This is a genomic window from Pseudomonas sp. RIT-PI-a (assembly GCF_001187875.1).
Taxonomy (GTDB): Bacteria; Pseudomonadota; Gammaproteobacteria; order Pseudomonadales; family Pseudomonadaceae; genus Aquipseudomonas; species Aquipseudomonas coleopterorum.
This window is the reverse complement of the sequence record NZ_LGIR01000011.1, coordinates 542,950-565,947: the sequence shown is the minus strand read 5'-3', so window position 1 is coordinate 565,947 and position 22,998 is coordinate 542,950. Positions and strand designations below refer to the sequence as shown.

The 22,998-nt window shown below is 62.1% G+C and carries 16 protein-coding genes; 7 read left to right on the top strand and 9 right to left on the bottom strand.

The window, feature by feature from the left end:
- Positions 1–3 precede the first annotated feature (3 nt).
- A complete protein-coding gene (xylB, locus tag AC788_RS04805; protein WP_049859459.1) occupies positions 4–1,473 on the top strand; it encodes a xylulokinase in 1,470 nt (489 codons plus the stop codon).
- A 121-nt stretch (positions 1,474–1,594) separates the two neighbouring features.
- Here xylB and gloA read toward each other — a convergent pair whose 3' ends face one another.
- The 3 genes from gloA to ahpC all read right to left on the bottom strand — a co-directional run bounded on the left by gloA (position 1,595) and on the right by ahpC (position 4,941).
- Positions 1,595–2,113 (bottom strand): lactoylglutathione lyase, encoded by a 519-nt coding sequence (gene gloA, locus AC788_RS04800; protein ID WP_049859458.1) that lies wholly within the window; start codon positions 2,111–2,113, stop codon positions 1,595–1,597.
- Between the two features lie 515 nt (positions 2,114–2,628).
- On the bottom strand, positions 2,629–4,191 hold the full coding sequence (gene ahpF, locus AC788_RS04795; protein WP_049859457.1) for an alkyl hydroperoxide reductase subunit F: 1,563 nt from the start codon (positions 4,189–4,191) through the stop codon (positions 2,629–2,631).
- Between the two features lie 186 nt (positions 4,192–4,377).
- Complete coding sequence (gene ahpC / locus AC788_RS04790; RefSeq protein ID WP_043189224.1) at positions 4,378–4,941, bottom strand: alkyl hydroperoxide reductase subunit C; 564 nt, start codon at positions 4,939–4,941, stop codon at positions 4,378–4,380.
- Positions 4,942–5,211: 270 nt separating this feature from the next.
- Here ahpC and AC788_RS04785 point away from each other — a divergent pair, with 270 nt between their 5' ends.
- A complete protein-coding gene (locus AC788_RS04785) occupies positions 5,212–5,856 on the top strand; it encodes a response regulator transcription factor (RefSeq protein ID WP_161804285.1) in 645 nt (214 codons plus the stop codon).
- Between the two features lie 16 nt (positions 5,857–5,872).
- On the opposite strand, the gene gorA is transcribed toward AC788_RS04785, so the two are convergent.
- Together gorA and galU are read right to left on the bottom strand one after the other, a co-directional pair.
- Positions 5,873–7,231 (bottom strand): glutathione-disulfide reductase, encoded by a 1,359-nt coding sequence (gene gorA, locus AC788_RS04780; protein WP_049859455.1) that lies wholly within the window; start codon positions 7,229–7,231, stop codon positions 5,873–5,875.
- A 104-nt stretch (positions 7,232–7,335) separates the two neighbouring features.
- Positions 7,336–8,178, bottom strand: coding sequence for a UTP--glucose-1-phosphate uridylyltransferase GalU (gene galU, locus AC788_RS04775; protein ID WP_049859454.1), 843 nt, complete (start codon positions 8,176–8,178; stop codon positions 7,336–7,338).
- Between the two features lie 260 nt (positions 8,179–8,438).
- On the opposite strand from galU, the gene AC788_RS04770 reads away from it, so the two are divergent.
- Complete coding sequence (locus AC788_RS04770) at positions 8,439–8,729, top strand: hypothetical protein (RefSeq protein ID WP_049859453.1); 291 nt, start codon at positions 8,439–8,441, stop codon at positions 8,727–8,729.
- A 7-nt stretch (positions 8,730–8,736) separates the two neighbouring features.
- On the opposite strand, the gene AC788_RS04765 is transcribed toward AC788_RS04770, so the two are convergent.
- The gene (locus AC788_RS04765; RefSeq protein ID WP_049859452.1) at positions 8,737–9,087 is read right to left on the bottom strand and encodes a hypothetical protein; all 351 of its coding nucleotides are present in this window, start codon (positions 9,085–9,087) and stop codon (positions 8,737–8,739) included.
- A 134-nt stretch (positions 9,088–9,221) separates the two neighbouring features.
- On the opposite strand from AC788_RS04765, the gene AC788_RS04760 reads away from it, so the two are divergent.
- The 4 genes from AC788_RS04760 (at position 9,222) to AC788_RS04750 (ending at position 12,136) form a co-directional block, all read left to right on the top strand.
- Positions 9,222–9,524, top strand: a complete 303-nt coding sequence (locus tag AC788_RS04760; RefSeq protein WP_049859451.1) for a DUF1883 domain-containing protein — start codon at positions 9,222–9,224, stop codon at positions 9,522–9,524.
- Positions 9,525–9,537: 13 nt separating this feature from the next.
- Positions 9,538–9,699: a hypothetical protein gene (locus tag AC788_RS21840; RefSeq protein ID WP_177327943.1), complete on the top strand. Its 162-nt coding sequence runs from the start codon at positions 9,538–9,540 to the stop codon at positions 9,697–9,699.
- 300 nt (positions 9,700–9,999) lie between these two features.
- Positions 10,000–11,658: a nitrite/sulfite reductase gene (locus tag AC788_RS04755; protein WP_049859450.1), complete on the top strand. Its 1,659-nt coding sequence runs from the start codon at positions 10,000–10,002 to the stop codon at positions 11,656–11,658.
- A complete protein-coding gene (locus AC788_RS04750; protein WP_049859449.1) occupies positions 11,642–12,136 on the top strand; it encodes a DUF934 domain-containing protein in 495 nt (164 codons plus the stop codon). Before AC788_RS04755 ends, AC788_RS04750 begins: the two co-directional genes overlap by 17 nt.
- A 63-nt stretch (positions 12,137–12,199) precedes the next feature.
- On the opposite strand, the gene AC788_RS04745 is transcribed toward AC788_RS04750, so the two are convergent.
- From AC788_RS04745 to sohB, 3 genes are all read right to left on the bottom strand, one after another.
- On the bottom strand, positions 12,200–17,437 hold the full coding sequence (locus AC788_RS04745; protein ID WP_049859448.1) for a dermonecrotic toxin domain-containing protein: 5,238 nt from the start codon (positions 17,435–17,437) through the stop codon (positions 12,200–12,202).
- A gap of 99 nt (positions 17,438–17,536) precedes the next feature.
- Positions 17,537–21,856, bottom strand: coding sequence for an NEL-type E3 ubiquitin ligase domain-containing protein (locus AC788_RS04740; protein WP_049859447.1), 4,320 nt, complete (start codon positions 21,854–21,856; stop codon positions 17,537–17,539).
- A 96-nt stretch (positions 21,857–21,952) separates the two neighbouring features.
- The gene (sohB, locus tag AC788_RS04735) at positions 21,953–22,978 is read right to left on the bottom strand and encodes a protease SohB (RefSeq protein ID WP_049859446.1); all 1,026 of its coding nucleotides are present in this window, start codon (positions 22,976–22,978) and stop codon (positions 21,953–21,955) included.
- Positions 22,979–22,998: the final 20 nt, after the last annotated feature.

Genomic DNA, 22,998 nt, shown 5'->3' with positions numbered 1-22,998 from the left:
GCCATGTTTCTCGGGATCGACTGCGGCACCCAAGGGACCAAGGCGTTGATCCTTGACGCCGACAGCGGCCAGGTCATGGGCCAGGGCTCGGCTTCCCATCACATGATCAGCGGCGAAAACGGCCGTCGCGAACAGGAAACAGGTGATTGGCTCACCGCTTTCGAGCAGGCCACTGCCCAGGCGCTGGCTCAGGCCGGCATCGATGGTCAGCAGATTCTGGGTATCGGCGTGTCCGGGCAGCAGCACGGGCTGGTGTTGCTCGACGCCGATGGTCAGGCGCTGCGGCCGGCGAAGCTGTGGTGCGACACCGAAAGCACGCCGCAGAACGAGCGCCTGCTGGCCGAGCTGGGCGGTGAGCAGGGCTCGCTCGAGCGCCTGGGGCTGGTGATCGCGCCGGGCTATACCCTATCCAAGCTGCTCTGGACGCGGGAGCACCATCCGGAGATCTTCGAACGGATCGCCCATGTGCTGCTGCCCCACGATTACCTGAATTTCTGGCTCACCGGGCAGGCCCGCGCCGAATACGGGGATGCTTCGGGCACCGGTTATTTCAACGTGCGCGAACGCCAGTGGGATCTGGCCCTGCTGCAGCAGATCGATCCGAGCGGACGTTTGGAAGCCGCGTTGCCGCGGTTGATCGAGGCGCACCAGCCGGTGGGTACGATTCGCCCGGGCATTGCTGCGCGCCTGGGCATCAATCCCCTGGCCGTGGTCGCCAGTGGCGGGGGCGACAACATGATGGGCGCCATCGGCACGGGCAACATTCACCCTGGGGTCATCACCATGAGCCTGGGGTCTTCAGGCACGGTGTACGCCTACAGCGACCGCCCTGCCGTTTCGGAGGAACCGGCGGTGGCAAGCTTCTGCTCTTCGTCGGGAGGGTGGTTGCCATTGATCTGCACCATGAACCTGACCAACGTCACCACAGCGGTGCGCGAGCTGCTTCAACTGAACATCAGCGGATTCAACCAGGCGGTGGCACAGGCGCCGATCGGGGCGGAAGGCATCGTGATGCTGCCGTTCCTGAACGGTGAACGGGTGCCTGCCCTGCCCCACGCCACCGGGTCCGTGCTGGGCTTGACCACCAACAATCTGAACCCTGCGAACCTGTGTCGCGCGGCCGTGGAAGGCACGACCTTCGGCCTGCGCTATGGCCTCGATCTGCTGCGTGCCGGGGGCCTGCAGACTCATGCCATACGCCTGATCGGCGGCGGTTCGAAAAGCCCGGTGTGGCGCCAGTTGGTGGCGGACGTCATGGACGCGCCCGTCGTGTGTACCGAACAACCGGAAGCGGCAGCCCTGGGCGCAGCCATTCAGGCTGCCTGGTGCGTCGGTCAGGATCCTCAAGGGTTGGCTGCGTTGTGCAAACGCTGCGTGCGGCTGGACGACACCAGCCACACCCAACCTATCCCTGCCAATGTCCTCGCTTACCAGGTTGCCTATCAGCGTTACCGCGACCACATTCCGCTTTGATAACGAGCACAGGGGTGTAGCCATCTCGTAGGAGCGGTCATCGGCCGCGAAGCAGGCGCCGCGGTGTACCTGCTAAACCGCAGAAGCCCTTTCGCGGCCGCGGACCGCTCCTACAAGGCGGTTACAGGTCGGGCTGGATGATTTCGACCCAGTAACCGTCCGGGTCCTTGATGAAGGCAATGCTCTTCATCCGGCCATCGGTCAGACGCTTCTGAAAGTCCACGCCCAACGTTTCGAAGCGCTCACAGGCAGCGTGGATATCCGGCACCGACACACAGATGTGCCCGAAGCCACGGGGATCGCTGTTACCGTCGTGGTAGGCGAAATCCGCGTCGTTTTCGGTGCCGTGGTTATGGGTCAGTTCCAGAATGCCCGGCATGGATTTCATCCAGGTGGTACGCGCCTTGTCATCCACCGGGATGGTCGACTTGTCCACCAGCGCCAGGAAATACAAGCTGAACTGCGCTTCGGCGAAATCACGCTTTTCAACCAGACTGAAACCTAATACGCGAGTATAGAAGTCCAGCGACTTCTCGATGTTCTTGACCCGCAACATGGTGTGGTTGAAGACGAACTGGGATGTGGCGGCTTCAGGTTGCGCGGTAACACCGGGCACATTGTTCAAATGATCGAGGCTCATGAAGGCTTCCTTGAATGAATGGGCAGTAGCTGCAGTTGATGATACGGAACGGTGCGGATGATGCCAAACCAGATACGGCATCGAACGCGCGACACGGAGACGCGGGGGATTGAAACAGGAGGAAAGTGCGAAACGCGGGCAATAAGAAGCCCGCCGAAGCGGGCATTTGGGGCGCTGTTCCATCAGCGGATTTCATAGTGGAACAGTGGCTGTGAAAAGGATGTGAAAACATCGAAGAGCATCTGCTGTTTTTTGTGGCGCTGCCGAACGGTCACATCCGACTGTATAAAAGCATGCAACTCCAGTGCGATATAACTGGGGCAACCGTAGTTGCGTAAGCGCTGTACAGGAAGTGTATAAGTCAAAAGCGACGCGGCTTGCGCCGCTGCTACAGAGACCGCGCTCCCCTGTAGCAGCGGCGCAAGCCGCGTCGGCGGTACACCCGGTGCGCCTGGATGAATGCGTTGCGGCTTGACGCGGCTCGCGCCGCTGCTACAGGGGGCTTTCCCGTTGTATCAGGCCGGGGCGGACGTGCGGATCAGGTGATCGAATGCCGATAGCGACGCCTTTGCGCCCTCGCCGACCGCGATGACGATCTGCTTGTAAGGCACGGTGGTCACGTCACCGGCGGCAAAGATACCCGGCAAATCGGTTTCACCGCGGGCGTCGACCATGATCTCGCCACGGTTCGACAGCTCGATGGTGCCCTTGAGCCAGTCGGTGTTGGGCAGCAGGCCGATTTGCACGAAGATGCCTTCCAGCGCGATTTCATGATGTTCGCTGCTCTGGCGATCCTTGTAGCGCAGGCCATTGACGCGCTGTCCGTCACCGGTCACTTCAGTGGTCAGCGCACTGGTGATGACCTTGACGTTGGGCAGGCTGTGCAGCTTGCGCTGCAACACGGCGTCGGCACGCAATTGTGTGTCGAACTCGATCAGGGTCACGTGGGCGACGATACCGGCCAGGTCGATGGCCGCTTCCACACCCGAGTTGCCACCGCCGATCACCGCTACGCGCTTGCCCTTGAACAGCGGACCATCACAGTGCGGGCAGTAGGCCACGCCGCGGTTACGGTATTCCTGCTCGCCCGGCACGTTCATTTCACGCCAGCGCGCACCGGTCGCCAGGATCAGCGTCTTGGCCTTGAGCGACGCGCCGCTGGCGAAAATCACCTCGTGAGGTGCACCGTCCTTGCCCGGCACCAGTTTCTCGGCGCGCTGCAGGTTCATGATGTCCACGTCGTACTGCTTGACGTGCTCTTCCAGGGCGACAGCCAGCTTCGGACCTTCGGTTTCCTGTACGGAAATGAAGTTCTCGATGGCCATGGTGTCCAGCACTTGCCCGCCGAAACGCTCAGCCGCAACGCCGGTACGGATACCTTTACGCGCCGCATAGATAGCCGCCGATGCACCGGCAGGGCCGCCGCCGATCACCAGCATGTCGAACGCCTGCTTGGCGTTGAGCTTTTCCGCCTGACGATCACTGGCGCTGGTGTCGATCTTGGCCAGAATCTCTTCCAGACCCATGCGGCCCTGGCCGAAGTTCTTGCCGTTGAGGTAAATGCTTGGCACAGCCATCACCTGACGCTCTTCGACTTCGGCCTGGAACAGGGCGCCGTCGATGGCCACGTGACGAATGTTGGGGTTGAGCACCGCCATCAGGTTCAGTGCCTGGACCACGTCCGGGCAGTTCTGGCACGACAGCGAGAAGTAACTTTCGAACAGGAACTCGCCTTTCAGGGCAGCGATCTGTTCGATGACCTCGGCACTGGCCTTGGACGGGTGGCCGCCCACCTGCAGCAGCGCCAGTACCAGCGAGGTGAATTCGTGACCCATGGGGATACCGGCGAAACGCAGGCCGATGTCCGCTCCGGGGCGATTGATGGAGAACGACGGCTTGCGCGCATCGTTACCGTTGTCCAGCAGCGTGATCTTGTCCGACAGTGCATCGATGTCACGCAGCAGACCGAGCAATTCTTGGGATTTCGCGCCGTCATCAAGGGACGCGACGATCTCGATCGGTTGGGTGACCCGTTCCAGATAGGCTTTCAACTGGGCTTTAAGATTGGCGTCCAACATGAGGGCGATTTCCGTTTTGAGTGTTTCGAAGACGACAGTTGCCCGCCAGGGCGCTGAGCCCCGCGTGAGCGAGATACTTTTGGAAACGATGATACGAAAGCGGTCCGTTACGGAGGTGTCGCGATCCCGTAACGGATGTCGCGATCCCGCGGGAAGTGACCCGCGGGACACAGCTCGGGAAGCTGCTTAGATCTTACCAACCAGGTCCAGCGATGGAGCCAGGGTGGCTTCGCCTTCTTTCCACTTGGCTGGGCAGACTTCGCCTGGGTGAGCAGCAACGTACTGGGCAGCTTTGACTTTGCGCAGCAGCTCGGAAGCGTCGCGGCCTACACCACCGTCGTTCAGTTCGACGATCTTGATCTGGCCTTCTGGGTTGATCACGAAGGTGCCACGGTCAGCAATACCGTCGGCTTCGATCAGCACGTCGAAGTTCTTCGAGATGACGTGGGTCGGATCGCCGATCAGCGGGTACTGGATCTTGCCGATGGTGTCCGAGGTGTCGTGCCAGGCTTTGTGGGTGAAGTGGGTGTCAGTCGACACACCGTAGATTTCCACGCCCAGTTGCTTGAACGCTTCGTAGTTGTCGGCCAGGTCGCCCAGTTCGGTTGGGCAGACGAAGGTGAAGTCGGCTGGGTAGAAGAATACGACAGACCACTTGCCTTTCAGATCGGCGTCGCTGACCGGCACGAAAGCGCCGTTGTGGTAAGCGGTAGCGTTGAATGGCTTGACTTGGCTGTTGATGATCGGCATCGGTGACTCTCCTTCAGGGGGTTGAAATCGTGTTTGAATTCGATAGGGAGCATCCTAAACACATGCTCGCCTGATAGCTCATTGGCAAACTGGATGCTAGTGATTGGTTTTGCCTATCGAAGCTACCCATAATAAAGAAGAATTGTGAACGAGGGGCAATGCTGCCGCGTTTTGTCGACTTTTCTCACGTCTGCATACACGTCCTCCTTACAGCCATGCCCTCGCACCACGGCTAGCATGAGGCCCGCTTTCGCAGATGAGATCAACCAGGTGACTATCAAAACCATCGTGGCCGACGACCATTCGGCCGTTCGACTCGGGCTGCGCATCGCCTTGGAGCGTGCACCGCGTTCACGCTTCAGCGTGATCGATGAGGCCGAGAATGCCAGCCGGGTCCTCGAATCGTTGCAGCAGCATGCCTGTGATCTGCTGATCACTGACTACCACATGCCCCAACAGCACGGTGGCGACGGCCTCGCCCTGCTGCGTCAAGTGCGTCAGCGCTACCCACGCCTGCCGGTGCTGGTATTGACCACGCTGGACAACCCCATGGTCCTGCGCGCCATTCTCGACAGCGGCGCGCGAGGCCTGTACGACAAGCAGGAGTGCCTGAGCAACCTGAGCACGGCGGCGTACAGCCTGATGCGCGGCAACAACTACCTCAGCGCCCGCTTCACCCGACGCCTGGCCGAGCACGAAGTGGAACACAGAGGTACCCACGAGCGACTGTCGACGCGCGAGCTGGAAGTGCTGAAGCTGTTGGTGGGCGGCATGAGCGGGCGAGACGTCGCTGCGCATCTGGATCGCAGCGAGAAGACCATCAGCCGCCAGAAACGCTGCGCCATGGAAAAGCTGGGCATCAGCCACGATGCCGCGCTGCAGGAATACGCCGCCGTGGTTGGCCTGCCGGACTGACCGGCAGGCCCAAGGCTCAAGCGTCTACCGGTGTACGCATGGTGACGAACTCTTCGGCGGCCGTGGGGTGCACGCCGATGGTTTCGTCGAACACCTGCTTGGTCGCGCCCGCCTTCAAGGCGATGGCGAGGCCCTGAACGATCTCGCCGGCATCCGGACCGACCATGTGGCAACCCAGCACCTTGTCGGTATCGGCATCGACCACCAGCTTCATCAGGGTACGCTCCTGGCTGTGGGTCAGGCTGAACTGCATGGGCCGGAAACGGCTTTCGAAAATCTGCACCGAATGACCCTGTTCCCGCGCCTCTTCCTCGGTCAGGCCGACGGTTCCGATGTTGGGCAGGCTGAACACAGCGGTTGGAATGTGCCTGTAATCCACGGGGCGATACTGCTCCGGCTTGAACAGCCGACGCGCTACGGCCATACCCTCGGCCAAGGCCACGGGCGTCAGTTGCACCCGGCCAATCACATCACCCAGCGCCAGGATCGATGGTTCGGTGGTCTGGAACTGCTCGTCGACCTGGATGAACCCCTTGTCGTCCAGCTTCACACCGGTGTTCTCCAGCCCCAGGTTGTCCAGCATCGGCCGACGTCCGGTGGCGTAGAACACGCAATCGGCCGCCAACTCGCGGCCGTCCTTGAGGGTGACCTTGAGGCTGCCGTCGTCGAGCTTGTCGATGCGAGCGATGTCGGCATTGAACTGCAGGTTCATGCCGCGCTTGGTCAGCTCTTCGCTCAGATGTTTGCGCACCGAGCCGTCGAAGCCGCGCAGGAACATTTCACCGCGGTAGAGCAAGGTGGTGTCGCTACCCAAACCATTGAAGATCCCGGCGAATTCGACGGCGATGTAACCACCCCCTACCACGATCACCCGCTTGGGCAACTGCTCCAGGAAAAACGCCTCATTCGAAGTGATGGCATGCTCGCGCCCCGGCACGTCGGGGATCTGCGGCCAGCCACCGGTTGCCACAAGGATGTGCTCGGCGCTGAAGCGCTGGCCGTCCACTTCGACCGTATGCGGGTCGACCAGGCGCGCATGGCCTTCGATCAGCTTGACGCCGCTGTTCACCAGCAGATTGCGGTAGATGCCATTGAGCCGTTCGATTTCCTTGTTCTTGTTGGCGATCAGGGTCGACCAGTCGAACGAGGGTTTTTCCAGGTTCCAGCCAAAGCCGCTGGCATGGTCGAAGTCGTCTGCAAAGTGCGCGCCGTAAACCAGCAGCTTCTTCGGTACGCAGCCCACGTTGACGCAGGTTCCACCCAGGTAGCGGCTCTCGGCCACTGCCACCTTCGCTCCGAAACCTGCGGCAAAACGCGCTGCGCGCACACCGCCGGAACCGGCGCCAATCACGAATAAATCGAAGTCATAGCTCATGTTGCTCTCCTGGCACCTGCACGACCCGCCAACGGGCCGTAGCCATAAACAAGAACGCCGCTGTCCGAAGAGCAGCGGCGTCGATCATGCAAGCCGGTGAGGCGTCAGATGAACGCCTTGCCGGTTTTGTAGAAGTTTTCGAAACAGAAGTTGGTGGCGTCGATGTAGCCTTCCGCGCCGCCGCAGTCGAAACGCTCGCCCTTGAATTTGTAGGCCAGTACGCAACCGTTCTGGGCCTGCTTCATCAGGGCATCGGTGATCTGGATCTCGCCACTCTTGCCTGGCTCGGTCTGTTCGATCAAATCGAAGATGTCCGGGGTCAGGATGTAGCGGCCGATGATGGCCAGGTTCGATGGGGCATCTTCGGGCTTTGGCTTTTCAACCATGCTGGTCACGCGATAGATGTCTTCACGAATCATGTCGCCGGCGATCACGCCGTACTTGTTGGTTTCCTGAGGATCGACTTCCTGAATGGCGACGATCGAGCAGCGGAACTGGTTGTACAGCTTGACCATCTGCTGCAGCACGCCGTCGCCTTCCAGATTCACGCACATGTCGTCCGCCAGCACCACGGCGAACGCCTCGTCACCGATCAGTGGACGACCGCTGAGGATGGCGTGGCCCAGGCCCTTCATCTGCACTTGGCGGGTGTAGGAGAAGGTGCACTGGTCGATCAGTTTGCGGATGCCGACCAGGTACTTCTCTTTCTCGGTGCCCTTGATCTGGGTTTCCAGCTCATAGCTGATGTCGAAGTGGTCTTCGATCGCGCGCTTGCCGCGACCGGTGACGATGGAGATCTGGCTCAAGCCAGCTTCCAGGGCTTCTTCGACGCCGTACTGGATCAGTGGCTTGTTGACGATCGGCAGCATTTCCTTGGGCATTGCTTTGGTCGCTGGAAGGAAGCGAGTACCGTAGCCGGCCGCTGGAAACAAGCATTTCTTGATCATGTGAGTCCTTACAAAAGAGCAATGCTGACGAGGTACGGCACAGTCGGTTTCAGGCGTCGACTACTTCACAATGTCTGCCGCTGGCCAATTGATTGGTTGATAGAGAAATCCTGATGCATATAGTTCCACTGCAGGGTAAATATTGCTACATCGGTCGAGCAACGGAATTTTTCCTTGCACAACTACCCTTGCCGCTTGCCAGTGTATAGCATTGGGCCACCGCATAGCGGCCCCCTTGTCTACCTGAAGAATCCCGCCCCATGAACACCCTCCTGCGCACTACCCTGTCTTGCATCGCCGTGCTCGCCGTTTCGGCCTGCGCGAGTACTTCCCCCACCATTTTGAAGAACGGCCAACAGGGCTTGAACATCGACTGTTCGGGTCAGGCCATGTCCTGGGACAAGTGCGACGAGCAGGCGAGACTCGAGTGCCCCGGCGGCTACCAGACAGTAGCGACTCAGGGCGTGCCGCGACGTGCGGACGAGGCTGGGCTGGCGGATGCCGACCTGGGCAACTACCAGACCCGCAGCCTGGTGGTGATCTGCAAGTAGGATCGGCTCAGCCGGAAATGCATTTCTCGGCCGCCTGGCGCACGTCAGCCGGGCGCAGAGGCACATTGGACAGGCGCTCGTGCACCTTGATGCTGCTGCCGCCGGAACGATCGTCGACGATCAGCACGGCGGCCGGATCCTTGGAGAGTTTCTGCGGAACGATGATGCGATAGCCGTCGTGTTTCTGTTCGATCACCGACGGTCCGCGGCTGTCGCTCAACTGGGCAACCACACAGGTGGAATATTCCTTGGGGGTCTTGCCGGAAATCACACTCATGGTCTCGGGGCTTTTCTCGATGTCCGTCACGGTGGCACAACCACCGAGCATTACCACTGCCGTCAACCAGGCCCACTTCATGATGCATCTCCGTCATTAAATACCCTGTGACCGCAAGGTCATGAATTTGCTCCATGCATCGGTAGAATTTATCCGCGCTGCGATGCACATGATATCGTTGCGCTTTTTCGCGCACCTGTAACTGTGGAGAGCCCATGAAATTCGTTCACCAGCGCGAGCACCTCAATGAAGACGATCTGGTTGTCATCGAGTGCTCCCAGCGCTGCAACATCCGCCTGATGAGCGACGCCAACTTCCGCAGCTTCAAGAACGGTGGGCGACATACCTATCATGGCGGCGCGTTCGACACCTTCCCGGCCAAGATCACGGCGCCCAGTACCGGTTTCTGGAACATCACCATCGATACCGCCGGCACCAAGCTGTCGAGCGTCACGCGCAAGAGCACGTTCACCCACAAGATCAAGATCGTGCGCCGCACGGCTTCGAAATTCACCTGATGCAGGGGCACCCATGATCAAGTACGTGATCCGCTACAACCTCGACGGGCAGCGTCGCTGGGACTTCGCGCACCTGGAAACGGGCTCGCTGGAAGAAGCCAAGGCGGCGTTGGTCGCCCTGCATGGCGACGACGCCGCGAACATCAGCGACATCCATATCAGCAAGGCGCTCTGATCCCGCTGATGCGGGCATATCCTCTCCTGTGGGAGCGGGCTCTGCCCGCGAAAAGTTCACTGTGGTTCCGCAGGCACTGCGCGGTGTCCCCTTCGCGGGCAGAGCCCGCTCCCACAGCATGACCGCTCCCACAGGGTGAACACTTCCATGGGCATATGCATTCTGGTTCGGTGCATATACTCAAACGTCACTTTTACGTCTATTTACAAACTGTTATCTTCCGTCGGCTCTGCTAAGAGTGCGCGACCGTGCGCGTGCTTTTTCTGATGATGCGAAAGACAGCCTGAGAACAGGATCACCATGTACGTTTATGACGAGTACGATCAACGGATCATCGAGGACCGCGTCAAGCAGTTCCGGGATCAGACCCGCCGCTACCTGGCTGGCGACCTGAGCGAAGAAGAATTTCGCCCGCTGCGCCTGCAGAACGGCCTGTACATCCAGCGTTTTGCCCCGATGCTGCGCGTCGCCGTGCCCTACGGCCAGCTGACATCGCGCCAGACGCGCATGATGGCCAAGATCGCTCGCGATTACGACAAAGGCTACGCCCACATCAGCACCCGGCAGAACGTGCAGTTCAACTGGCCGGCCGTGGAAGACATTCCGGACATTCTCGCTGAACTGGCCACCGTGCAGATGCACGCGATCCAGACCAGCGGCAACTGCCTGCGCAACGTCACCACCGACCAGTTCGCCGGCGTTGCCGCCGACGAGGTGATCGACCCGCGCCCCTGGTGCGAGATCGTTCGTCAGTGGACCACCTTCCACCCCGAATTCGCCTACCTGCCGCGCAAGTTCAAGATTGCCGTCAACGGCGCCAGCACCGACCGCGCAGCGATCGAGGTGCACGACATCGGTCTTGAGCCCGTGCACAACGACGCCGGCGAGCTGGGCTTCCGCGTCCTGGTCGGTGGCGGCCTGGGCCGCACGCCGGTAGTGGGCGCGTTCATCAACGAGTTCCTGCCGTGGCAGGACCTGCTCAGCTACCTGGACGCCATCCTGCGCGTGTACAACCGCTACGGCCGTCGTGACAACAAGTACAAGGCGCGCATCAAGATCCTGGTCAAGGCCCTCACGCCAGAGGTCTTCGCCCAGAAAGTCGACGCCGAGATGGAGCACCTGCGTGGCGGCAGCACGACCCTGACCGAGGCCGAGCTGCACCGCGTGGCCAAGCACTTCGTCGACCCGGATTACAAGGCATTGCCTGATTTTGCGGCTGACCTGGCCCAGCTCGACAGCGAGCACCCCGGCTTCGCCCGCTGGCGTTCGCGCAACACCCTGGCGCACAAGAAGCCCGGCTATGTGGCGGTGACCCTGTCGCTCAAGCCGACCGGCGTGGCCCCTGGCGACCTGACCGACAAGCAACTCGACGCCGTCGCCGATCTGGCCGACAAGTACAGCTTCGGCCAGCTGCGCACCTCTCATGAGCAGAACATCATTCTGGCCGACGTCGAACAGGCCCAGCTGTTCAGCCTGTGGAACCAGCTGCGTGAAGGCGGTTTCGCCACGCCGAACATCGGTCTGCTGACCGACATCATCTGCTGCCCAGGGGGGGATTTCTGCTCCCTGGCCAACGCCAAGTCGATTCCGATCGCCGAATCCATCCAGCGTCGTTTCGACGATCTGGACTACCTGTTCGACATCGGCGAGCTGGATCTGAACATCTCCGGTTGCATGAACGCCTGTGGTCACCACCACGTCGGCCATATCGGCATCTTGGGCGTGGACAAGAAAGGCGAAGAGTTCTACCAGGTGTCCCTGGGTGGCAGCGCCAGCCGCGACGCCAGCCTGGGCAAGATCCTGGGTCCCTCCTTCGCCCAGGAAGCCATGCCCGATGTCATTTCCAAGCTGATCGACGTGTACGTGGAAAAACGCACTGAAGATGAGCGTTTCATCGATACCTACCAGCGGATCGGCATCGACCCCTTCAAGGAGCGCGTCTATGCAGCGAATCATTAAGAACAACGAAGTCGTCGACGAAACCTGGCACCTGCTGCCCAAGGACACCCCGTTCGACGGCATCAGCAACTGCGATGACCTGATCGTACCGCTGGCCCTGTGGCGCGAACACGGTCCGGCGCTCCAGGCCCGCGATGGCGGCCTGGGCGTGTGGCTGGACAGTGACGAGGAAGCCGAAGAGATCGGCGAGGTGGCCAACCAGTTCCAGGTCATTGCCCTGAACTTCCCGGCCTTCACCGACGGCCGCAACTACTCGAACGCACGCCTGTTGCGCGATCGTTATGGCTTCAAGGGTGAACTGCGCGCCATCGGTGACGTACTGCGTGACCAACTGTTCTACCTGCACCGTTGCGGCTTCGATGCCTTCGCCTTGCGCGCCGACAAAGATCCGTACGAAGCACTGGAAAGCCTCAAGGATTTCTCCGTGACCTATCAGGCGGCCACCGACGAACCGCTGCCCCTGTTCCGTCGTCGCTGAACGCAAAAAGGCTGGCGGGGCTCTCGCCGCGCCAGCCTTTTGCTCCTTCTTCCCGGATGTCCTTTACTGGACGTTCGCTGCAGTCACCTCTTCAGACAGGGTTCTGATCAACCCTCGGGTTGCCTTGGTACGACCCGTACTGATCGAGGCGTACATCTCCAAGGCCGCCTGATCCGTCATCACCACGCGCAGTGGCTCTCCTTGCGGCCCGGTCCACAGGGTTTCCGGGGCCAGATCGCCGAGTGCCTTGAGCACAGCGCCCAGGTTCTCCGGCTCCACACTGAACAGATCCAGCGTCTTCGCCTCTTCGAAATGGATCAGCACGTTCCCCCACAAGGTCTCGACCGCTTCGAAGCGCTGCGGATACACCCGACGCAGGTACAGGCTCCAGAACGGCTGTTCGGCGAGCCAGTCCAACAGCCCGCTGGCGGTTTCATCCGTGAGCACTGCGTTACCCACTTGCCGGGTTGTCTCGGTGGAGAGAATTTCGCTGTACAGCATCGATGGCTGCGCACGCAGTGCCAAACGCGCCTGCAGACGGTTACGCAGCAGCAAACGAATCTCGACCTCGTCCGGGGTGCCATCAAGCAGTTGCGCGTCCGTGATCTGATCCATGGCGTGCAGCGCAGGTGTTTCCGGGCTGTTCTGAATCAGGGCGGCACGTCGATTCAAGCGTCCCTGAGTGATGGCCGCGGCATACTCATCCACCAGTGCCGCCCGGTACAGCTGGCGTCCCAAGCCCAACAACGGCTGCAGCATCGCCTCGCCACCGGCCACGGCCGAGGACGCCGCCTGCCAAGCCAGGGTTCGAGTCTCGAAATAATCCAGCACAACGCTCATGCCGTCCCCGCAACTGCCGTCTACCAGCGTCGCATGCTCGAACAGCTGCTCGCGCAAGTCACCCGTCCCCAGCCCGTCGCCTACTGCCTGGGCATCGGCAACCACCGCGCGCATCACCGACCACATTCGCGCCTTGAACGGCTCGGGGTGGCGTTTGTAGGCGTCGGTGGAAGTCAGTCGGGCCATCACTCGATAGAAGGCAGCCGCTTCCGGGGTGCTCTGGTCCGCCTCGATACTGGCACGCAAATCGGCGGGGCAGTCGGCTAGCCAGGCATTGCTGGCCTGCTCGTGTCCGCTGCCTGTCGTGTTGCGCTCGCCCCATTCGAAGCTGACGCGCGCCCGTCGCAAGCGCCGCCGCGAGAGCTCCGAAAGCGGGTTGCGGTCGAGGTTGAAGTGGAACTGCTCACGCAGTATGAAGGAGCGCATCATGCTGACGTAGGTGGTTCCACCGATGTCGGGCAGCTCGGTGAGGTTGTTGTCGCTCAGGATGATCCAGCGCAATGGCGTGGCGTGACGGTTCATCAGGAAGCTCAGACCCTCTGGCCACTCGGTGATACCGGTGGAACGCAGGATCAGCTTCTCCAGCATGCGCATGCGGGTAACGTCCGGCGCCTGCCCCAGCTCGGTGAAGCTCAGGTTCAGGGACTTGAGGCGTGTCAGCCGGCTGATTGCCTGACGACCCTGATCCGTCAACGTCTGGAACGTGTTTTTCAACGACAGCTCTTCCAGTTGATTCATGCGACCCAGGATCGTCATGCCCCGGTCGTCGATGGTGAACGTATTGTTGGCCAGAATCAGAGAACGCAGTTGCTTGAGTCGCGCAAGGCTGGTCATCGCCTGCTCGCCGATGAGTATCGCCTGCGCGTGGCCGTCTACCACGCTCGGCACATAGGCGCGATCCAGATTCAACACCCGCAGGGCGCTGTTGCCATCCTCGGTCAGGTCGGCGAACACATCCGCTGCCGGCTCCAGCACATTGAGCTGCAGGTCCAGGTGTTTCAGTGCCTTGAGCGCTTTGATCTGCGCGGGGATGGCGCGTAGAAAGTTCTGCGCCAGGGACAGTTTTTCAAGCATCGGGAAGCGCGAGAGAAAGAAGGAAGGGTCTTCGGCCAGGCTCATGCGCTCCAGCTTCAGTTCGACGATATGGCTGAAATCCGCGGTGATCAAAGGCAAAGCGCCAATGACCCTGCCGCTGAGGTTGACGCGCAGGGTTTCGCCACGCCACGCCCTGAGCAGGCGCGTACGTGCCTCGGCGCGTGCGACGGCATACTCGGGCAACGCTTTGCTCCAGAGATCCAGCGAGCTGTCCAGTACCTTGTATTCCTGCTCCAGTCGCTGAATCGCCAGCTCGAAACTCTCACCCGGCCTGCGCAGCACTCGACGCAACTCGGCCATGTCTCGGTAACTGAGGCTGGGGTACAGCGCTCGCAAGCGTCGACGCTGGCCCCACGAGGCATCCCCTCGCCCACTGAGCGGGTAACCCGCCCCGTGTTCGGTGAGCAAGGGCAGCTTGAACCAGGGCTGTAGAACCCTTTGCCCGAGCAATTGACCGGCCCGCGTTCGATCGGCCGCGGCCAGCGCGGCCAAGCGCGTGCGCAGCCCCTGGCTGTCCCAGCGCGAAAGCGACAACGCCGTGAGCTCGGTATCCGGCAGGGCACTGCACAGCGCCCCGAACACATCCTGCTTGCCGGCCAGCGCCTGCTCCCGTGCATCGAACGCCTGGTATTGGCCATCCTGGCTGACCAGATACTTCACCTCGGTGGCCGACTCAGCGCCCACCGAGGCCAGTTCACGGCCCTGGACGTAGCCGGCACGGAGCTCGATCCGAGTGTTTCCCGACCAGCCCGGGAGGTGCGCGAGCAGGCCGAGCGCCAGGCTATCGCGATCCTCGGATGTACAGGACGGGTCGATCAACCCCTCGCAGGCCTCATTCAGACGCTGTTCGCGCAAGTACAGGCGCGCCTGTTCGGCCAGGCGCACCGACAGCCGTCCGCTGCTCTGTAACTGACTCACCTCCCAGTCCTGCGCCTTTGCCGCCAGGTCATTGGCCGCACGTCCGGACAGGCCCGGGAACAGGCGCTTGACCGGCGCCGCCTCGGTGGTCACCGTGGGCTCCTGCTGGGCGTAGAGCCCGGCGGCAATGTCAGCGCTGGCCGCCTGCACTTCATTGGCCAGGGCTTGCGACAGTGCCGAGGATTGACCTTGTACCGTGTTCTCCACGCTGTCGGCAAACAGACGCTGTTTGCGGGTGGTATCGAGTTGCTCGACGATGCGCTCGCACAGGTTGCCCGCCAGCCAGTCGCGGCGCTGGACCACAATCGGCTCGGCATCGTTCGGGCCGTACTGCACGAAATGGCCATCGTCCGCGACCACACGCACTGCCCAGCTTTCCTGCCAGCCGGGTATGCGCTGCAGCAGCGGCAGGCAGTAGGCGGCGCCCTCCCCTGGAGGCTGTGCCTGGCGAACGTTCGCCACCAGGCGCTCGACATCGCGCCGGGCGCGATAACGCAGCAGCGCGTCCTGCAACAGCGCGGGAGCAGGCTGTCGATTCACATGGATGTCGCGCAACTGTTCGGGAGTAAACCCGCAAGCATCGCTGACCTGCAGCAGTTGCACATCGCTCAACCGATCGGTGATAGCGCCGAACCGACGCAACAGTCGAGCACCTTGCCATTGCAGTGGCTGCTCGTGAATGTGCTGCCAGGCCCCGGCCTCGTTGTGGGTCAGCACCGGACGATAGCTGTCGCGCAGCTTCGGGTGTTCGATCACCCAGTTTCCGCTCGCCTCATCCAGCACTTGCTGGTAGTAGTGCTCATCGATGCGTACGTAGGTGCGCTCATCGAGCTGATATTGGCCTAGCGCGTTGGGCGTAACCTCGGCAGGCAGGTTGATGTCAGCGGCATACGCCGTCAGATCCGGATGCAGCAAACGTCGCGTGCCGGCACTGTCGGTGACCGGGACGAGCGCTTCCATGAACGGCGAGTGGGCCAGGGCGATGCCTGCAGCCGCTCCGCTGGCCAACAGGGCTACGTTCTGCGCCACCGCGCTGAATTGGCTGATCGCTTCCACCGTCTGTCCGTGCTTCCAGTCATCGACCCCCAGGCACAGGTTCTTGACCAGTTCCACCGCACCCACGGCCAACCCCAGTTCACCCGCGCCAGGTATCACGAACGTGGCGACATCGAAGGCGCTCGCCAACAGACCTTCCCACCACGCCAGGCGCTGTTCACGGGCCAATTGATCCTCGTCATCGGTCGGCACCACCGCCAGCCGCGCACTCTCACCCAGCTTGATCAGTTGCTGGCTGTACAGAAGGTGCACAAGCTTGCCCTCGACGGGATACGCGCGCAGGCCGATGTCCGCCGCAGGGTCGGGGACCGGCGGCTTGGCGAACTCGCCCGGCACGATCCAGGGTATCGGCGACAAGGTATTGACCAGCCGATCGGTAAAGGCCGCCTGGCTGCGCTGGGCGACGAAGCGCGCGAAGTGGTCACGGTAAGGCACCGCGCGCAATTTCTCGCGCAACGTATCGGCAAAGGCCTGGCGCGAAGCATATTCCTTGAGTGCATGGTCCGGCTCGCCGGGCAGGTAAGCCAGGCAAGCCGGCCCGCCCACCTGCTCGATCAGCACCATGCCCAGCAGGCTGTAGCCGGTGCTCAGCGGTGTGTGCAGCAAGCCCAGCTGGCAGAACTGCAAGGCCTTGCCCTCCCAACGCGGGGGCTGCAAGTCCGCCGGCTGCGTGATCTGCTTGAGCGCCTGGTAGGCCGCTTCGCTGATGTCTCCGCGGATACGCGCGGTGACGGCCGCTGCATCCAGATTGTCGGCAATGGCCAGGCTGAAGGTGGTGGCGGTGTCGGCCTGCTCGGCGTCCGCACTGGGTGTCTGCCCGAGGGGGCGAAACACCGACTTGAAGTGCTCCTGGTACTGACGGCCCAGATCCAGCGTGCGCACCAACGCTGCAAAATCATGCACGTCAAGCTTGACACGGGCACTGTCCGGGTAGCGATACAGCAGGCTGCCGTCGTCGTTGAGGGTAAAACCGAACGCGCCTACGGGCAGAATGACCGAACCGGCTTCCAGCCCACCCGGCTTCGCTTCGCTTGGCAGGAAGTTCTGCAATGCCGCTTCAAGCAGGGTCTGGTGCCTGGGGGTCAGCTGGGTGGTCAACCCGTGGCGAGTACGCACCATGCGAATCAATTCGTGCTTGTCGACGTCCAGCCCCAGGGTTGGATAGGCCTTCTGCAACGCCGCCTGCAGCAGCGGCGCGCAGAACGCCGCAGGCGTCTGGAGGCGCGCGCTCAACTGCGCGGCATTCGCACTGGACCGCGCACTGAGCAGGGAACTTGCGAAATAGGCCTCGCGTAATTCCGGTACTGCTGTCGTCAACCACGGCGGCAGTACCGTTTCGATCAATGACTGATAGGACGCGATTTCGCCGGTTACGGCAGGATCAAGGGTCATGGCTGTGCTCCATGGCAATGCCCGCTACGGGGTTGTAGCGGGCGAAGCACCAGTGGAACAAAGCCCAAGGCTGGGTTTGCGGTAGATAGGTGTGCCCGCTCAGCCGCCCATGGCCTGCTCGGTCAGCGCCCGCAACAGGCTCGCTTCAGCGGCGTGTTGCTCGACCTGCAGCGCCACCAGTTGCTCGTCGTACCCTTCAGCGTACGGTGCCGCTTCCAGCGCCTGCTGCCGCGCAACGAATGGCGCCAGGGTCTGTTCCAGGCGATCGGCGAACGTGCGGCGCAGGTAGCCCAACCAGTAGTCCTGCAGCATGTGCCACTCCAGCAAAGCCTCCCTGGTCTCAGCCTGATGAACCTGTTGCGCGGCGGCTTCGAGCTGCTGTGCCGTAACCGGTTCGATATTGGCGAACAACATGCCATGGGGCTGATTGGGCAATTCCAGGCGTTGCGCCAGGCCAATTCGGTACGCCAGCAGCACCTCGACCTCCTCGAACTCGTCCGGCTCGATCTGCCGTTCGCGTACCCGTCGCTGCACCTCGGCCCGCGCCAGCGATTCGACCCGGCTCAGGCGAAACAGGCTGCGCGAGGTGGCGAGCAGCTCAGTGGCCCGTTGCGGACCGTCCAAGGTGGCATCGTTGGCCCTGGCAAACAGCAGCTGTGCCTCAAGATCATTGAACAGCGCGATGACTTGATCGCCGCAGGTATCCGGGCGCTGCGCAAGTGAGAACAACTCGTCGCGCAACGCCGGTGATTGGGCAGCGCCGTCGATCACAGCCCAGGCGCGACTGGCCAGGTTGTCCGGTGCAAGCGTCCGGTCCGCAGTTTCGCCCAAGCGGTCGAGCAATTGGATGAAACGTGTCGATTGAGGGTGGGCGCGAAGCTCACGGAGCCGCTGTAGCCCTTCAGGGCTGGCAGTGGCGGCCAATACGTCGAGGTACTTGAAGGACACGCCCACGGCTTGCAGCCGGCGGACACTGAGCTCGCTCAGCCCGGCATAGGAGAGGGTCAATGGGGTCGTCACCTGCGGTTCTTCCCGGAAGAATGCCAGCTCGGCCAGCGACGGCACCTCGGTAATGGCATTGTCGTCGAGCGCGACGCGGCGCAACGTCAGCGGATCGCGCGACATCAGCTCAGTCAGCCCTCGAGGCCACTGGGTCAAACCGCAGTCACGCAAGTTGAGGGCACCGATGACCGGCAATTCCGCCAGGTCCAGGTGCTCGCCCAGAGGATTGCCCGACAGGTCGAGGTAGTCCAGCAATGGCATCGAGCGCAGCGCTTGCATGGCAGTTGGCGTGAGCTGTAAATCATTGTCGCTCAGCCAGAGGTTTTCCAGGTTGGGCAGCCGGGCCAACGTCGGCAGGTGCTCGGCCATGGCGACAGTGTCGGTGCCGCTGAGCCCCAGGTAGCGCAGAGGCGTCAAACTGCTCAACGTCTGCACGGCGGCAGCAGGCAGACGCATCGGGTTGTTGCGCAGGACCAGCGCCTGAAGTCGGTCGAGCCTGCGCAGGGCATCGAACATCGTCGGTGAAGCGGTGAGCCGGTTGTTCTCCAGCGCCAAGGACTCCAGATACGGCAAGGCGGCCACGTCGGCTGGAATCTCGGTGAGCAGGTTGCCTTGCAGATCGAGCACGGTGAGGTTGGGAAAATTCAGCAGAAAGCCTGCCGGCAGGCTTGCATGCCCCGCTCCTTCCAGGGTGATGTAGGACACATGGCTGAAATTGGCGGTCAATGTCGGCAAGGTCCCCACACGCAGTTCCGACAAGTCGAGCAAATACTGCGGTGGGCCGCCCGCCATGCCTTCCACTCGTGGAGCGACGCGGTGCCAGGCAGCGCGCAGGCGTTGTGCGGCCAGGCTGCGGTCTGCTGCTTCCACGGCTACCGGATTACCGTCTTCATCCGCCACGGTGGCCGGCTCGACAGCCCACTGGTCCAAGACGGCCTCCAGTCGTGCGCCCTCCGCCTCGCGGCGCGCTTGCATCAAGTCTGCAGCCATATGAGGCAGATCCGGTGCCTGCACTGGGCGCCCACGACCACTGAGGCGATAGCCGATCCTCCCGTCATCCAGTCGCTCTGGCCCATTGAAAACGGGCGCCCGACGCTGGCCTATCAGGCGTGCGGCGCGGTCACGATCGGCCACGGCAAGGCGGACAATGCGCTCGGCAGAGGCGGCAGCACGTTCGCTTTCAGGCAGCAGATCGAGCAGCCCCTGGCGCAGCTTGACGCTGCCGGGGTGGGCCATGGACGGCAACACCAGCCCGCTGATGGCACGGTTCAAGCGCACTTCACGAATGCCTTCATGGGCCATCAGCGCCAGACGCAGCGGTACTCGCTGCTGCATCAGTTGCTTGCGCTCCTGGGCGTTGGCCTGGCGATACAGTGCTTCGCCCAATTCCCGAGGCAGGCCCGGGAAATCTCGGTGCAGGGCGTGAACGGCGGACTGCTCAGGCCAGTCATGGGGCAGCGGCTTGAGGCCTTGGGCGGCGCGAAAGTCTGCGGCAGCCAGGCGCAAGGTGGCCGGAAGCGGCAGGCCTCGGCCGTGGATCTGGCGGATCTGCGCAGCAGTGATTCCCGTGACGTGGCGAATGCGCTGCAACGTGCCCGCCGAGAAGTCTTCGAACAGCGGGCCCAAGCGCCTCATGGCCTGCTCTACGCCCCAGCGCGCCGGGTCTTCATGGGCCACCCGCCACGCACCTTCGCCATTGTGCTCAAGCGCCAGGCGCAGACCGTTTTGCGGGTCGGGATGCTCCAGGTACCAGCGGCCGGGCTTGGCATCCTCGCTTAGCCGGTACGCAACGCCGTCCAGCTTGATATAGCGGTCAGCGCCATACCGATACTGGCCGGCCCGGTCTGGGCCCAGGTGCGCGGGCAAGGCCTGCGGGTCGGCAAAATCGGTCAGTTTCAGGTTACTCAACCGTGTAGTGCCGTGGCGGTCGATGACCGGCAGCATCCCTTCGACGAAGGGTGAGCGCGCCAAGGTGATTTCGGCGACCGAAGTGGCGGCAATCAGTGCCGCGTTCTCGGCCACATCGAACAGGTGATCCAGTGCCTGCTGGGTCTGTCCGTGCTCCCAATCATCGATGCCCACGAACACCTCGCCGAGCAGTTGAGCGACGCCGACGGCCGCCATCACTGCACCGACGCCGGGCACGAAGAACGCTGAGGCGTTGAGCAAGGTGGTACCCACTTCCAGGTACTTGAGCAACCGCGCCTCGCGGGCGGCCTGGTCGACATCGGCCGTAGGCACGATAAAGGCACGTGCGTTGGCTGCAACCAGGCTCAGAATGTCTTCGTACAGTCGCTCGACCAAAGCGCCGGTGCGGGGTTCGAGGCGCAGGCCAATATCGGCGTTGGGGTCATCGACGCGGCCTTTGGGGGTCCACAGGGAAAGCGCTTCGGGCCGTAACGTGTCGTTCAAACGCTCGAAGAAACCGTGACGGTCTGCCTCGCCAATGAACCGCGCGAAATAATCGGCATAACCCGGACGGCGCAGTTTGTCGCGCAGGGCATCGGCGAATGCCTGCAGGCTGGCGTATTGCTTGAGTGGAGACTCGGGATCACCCGGCAGGTAGACCACGCAAGGCGCCTGCGCGCTGGCAGAGGCCTGAACGATGAATGTGCCTGACAGCACCGTACCCCCTCTGAACCAGGTGACCAGAGCGCGGAGGCCGGAAACCACGACAGGAGTACCGTTCCAAATGACATTGCTGGCAGACCCATCCAACAGCTGCTGCAGCACCTGTTCACACTGGGCAGTGATGTCACCGCGCAGCACTGACCTCAGGATCTGCACCTGCAGATCGCTGCGAAAGCCGGCTTCCAGCAATTCGCGTGCATCACCGGATTCCGGCTCGAGCGTTTGGAACACCTGCTGCACATGATCTTGGTAGGCTTGGCCCATATCGATTTCTCGACAGGCAAGCGCAAACTGATCAGGTGTGATGGGCAGCACCTGGCTGCGGTCCAGACGCCAGGCGAACTGGGGACCGACCAGCAACTCCAGGGCACGGGGCGGCAACAACATCGTGTCGCTGTCATAGGCTCCCTTATCGCTTTCCTCAGGCCCGAAGTTGGCCATGGCCACTTCGAGCAGTGTCTGGCGCCGCACTGACGTCACGCGCCGGTCGATACCATAGCTGCGCTCGAACCGGACCCATTGCATGCTGCTCAGGTCGACGTCCAGGTTGAAGCGCGAGCGCAAGGCCGGGCCCAAACGCTCGGCGGCAAATGCGGCAGGCGCCTTGAGGGTGTTCATCAGACGTTGCACCTTGGCGTCAGCGGCGTGACTCACGTTCAGTGCTTGCTGGTACTGGGCGCGGCATTGGGCACTGGCGCCGGTCAGCCAGGTGGGCAGCAGACGAGCAACAAGATCATGATGAGCAGGCGTAGCGCCTGGGCTCGGGGAAGGGATTTGCAGGGTCACGGCACGGCTCCAGAGAGATTACCCGGCAGCGAAAGACTCCCGGGCAATCAGTGGAGCAAGGTTTACATCAGGCTCTGCACTACATAAGGCTGACCGCTACCAGAAGCGCTGCTGGGTGAGCTTGCCCCATGCCTTGCTCGCCACGTGCTCGAGCGAACTGCTGGCCGCCAGCCCCACACGCTCCTGCAGGCTTTTGCTCTTGGCGTAATGCAGGTGAAAGACTTCGGCCTGCTTGGCGCGCTCGGCCAGGTACTCGTCACTGGTCTTGAGCTCATCCACCAGTTGCTTGTCGAGCGCTGCCACGCCCAGCCAGACTTCCCCGGTGGCGACGTCGTCGATGGACAACTGCGGCCGGTAATGGGCCACGAAGCTCTTGAACAGCTTGTGGGTGACGTCCAGGTCTTCCTGGAATTTCTCCCGGCCCTTCTCGGTGTTCTCGCCGAACACGGTCAAGGTGCGCTTGTATTCGCCGGCCGTCAGCACCTCGAAATCGATGTCATGCTTCTTCAGCAGCTTGTTGACATTGGGCAGTTGCGCAACCACGCCGATGGAGCCGAGGATCGCGAACGGAGCGCTGATGATCTTTTCACCGATGCAGGCCATCATGTAGCCGCCGCTGGCAGCGACTTTGTCGATGCACACCGTGAGCGGCACCCCAGCCTGGCGGATGCGCGCCAGTTGCGAAGACGCCAGGCCATAGCTGTGGACCATGCCCCCGCCGCTCTCCAGGCGCAGCACCACTTCGTCATTGGGCGTCGCGAGGGTCAGCACGGCAGTGATTTCATGACGCAGGTTTTCGGTGGCCGAGGCCTTGATGTCACCATCGAAATCGAGGACGAACACCCGATGCTTGCTGTCGGGCTTTTTCTTCTTGGCTTTCTTGTCGGTCTTGGCCTGCTCCTTGCGCAAAGCCTTGAGCTTGTCCTTGTCGAACAGTCCGGCTTCGAGCCGTTCGCGCAGGCCCTTGTAGAAGTCATTCAGCTTGCTGACCTGCAACTGCCCGGCCGGTTTGCGCCGGCCCTTGGCACGCAGCGAGGCAATCGCGGCCAGCACCACCAGGATGGCAACGACCAGGGTGACGGTTCGGATCAGAAAACCGGCGTAATCGGCGAGAAACTCCACGGTGACTCCTTACATGCATG

Bases quoted from the DNA above. Each gene is read 5' to 3' on its own strand.
- xylB (WP_049859459.1), top strand. From the start codon at position 4: ATGTTTCTCGGGATCGACTGCGGCACCCAAGGGACCAAGGCGTTGATC.
- gloA (WP_049859458.1), bottom strand. From the start codon at position 2,113: ATGAGCCTCGATCATTTGAACAATGTGCCCGGTGTTACCGCGCAACCT.
- ahpF (WP_049859457.1), bottom strand. From the start codon at position 4,191: ATGTTGGACGCCAATCTTAAAGCCCAGTTGAAAGCCTATCTGGAACGG.
- ahpC (WP_043189224.1), bottom strand. From the start codon at position 4,941: ATGCCGATCATCAACAGCCAAGTCAAGCCATTCAACGCTACCGCTTAC.
- gorA (WP_049859455.1), bottom strand. From the start codon at position 7,231: ATGAGCTATGACTTCGATTTATTCGTGATTGGCGCCGGTTCCGGCGGT.
- galU (WP_049859454.1), bottom strand. From the start codon at position 8,178: ATGATCAAGAAATGCTTGTTTCCAGCGGCCGGCTACGGTACTCGCTTC.
- AC788_RS04770 (WP_049859453.1), top strand. From the start codon at position 8,439: ATGAACACCCTCCTGCGCACTACCCTGTCTTGCATCGCCGTGCTCGCC.
- AC788_RS04765 (WP_049859452.1), bottom strand. From the start codon at position 9,087: ATGAAGTGGGCCTGGTTGACGGCAGTGGTAATGCTCGGTGGTTGTGCC.
- AC788_RS04760 (WP_049859451.1), top strand. From the start codon at position 9,222: ATGAAATTCGTTCACCAGCGCGAGCACCTCAATGAAGACGATCTGGTT.
- AC788_RS21840 (WP_177327943.1), top strand. From the start codon at position 9,538: ATGATCAAGTACGTGATCCGCTACAACCTCGACGGGCAGCGTCGCTGG.
- AC788_RS04755 (WP_049859450.1), top strand. From the start codon at position 10,000: ATGTACGTTTATGACGAGTACGATCAACGGATCATCGAGGACCGCGTC.
- AC788_RS04750 (WP_049859449.1), top strand. From the start codon at position 11,642: ATGCAGCGAATCATTAAGAACAACGAAGTCGTCGACGAAACCTGGCAC.
- AC788_RS04745 (WP_049859448.1), bottom strand. From the start codon at position 17,437: ATGACCCTTGATCCTGCCGTAACCGGCGAAATCGCGTCCTATCAGTCA.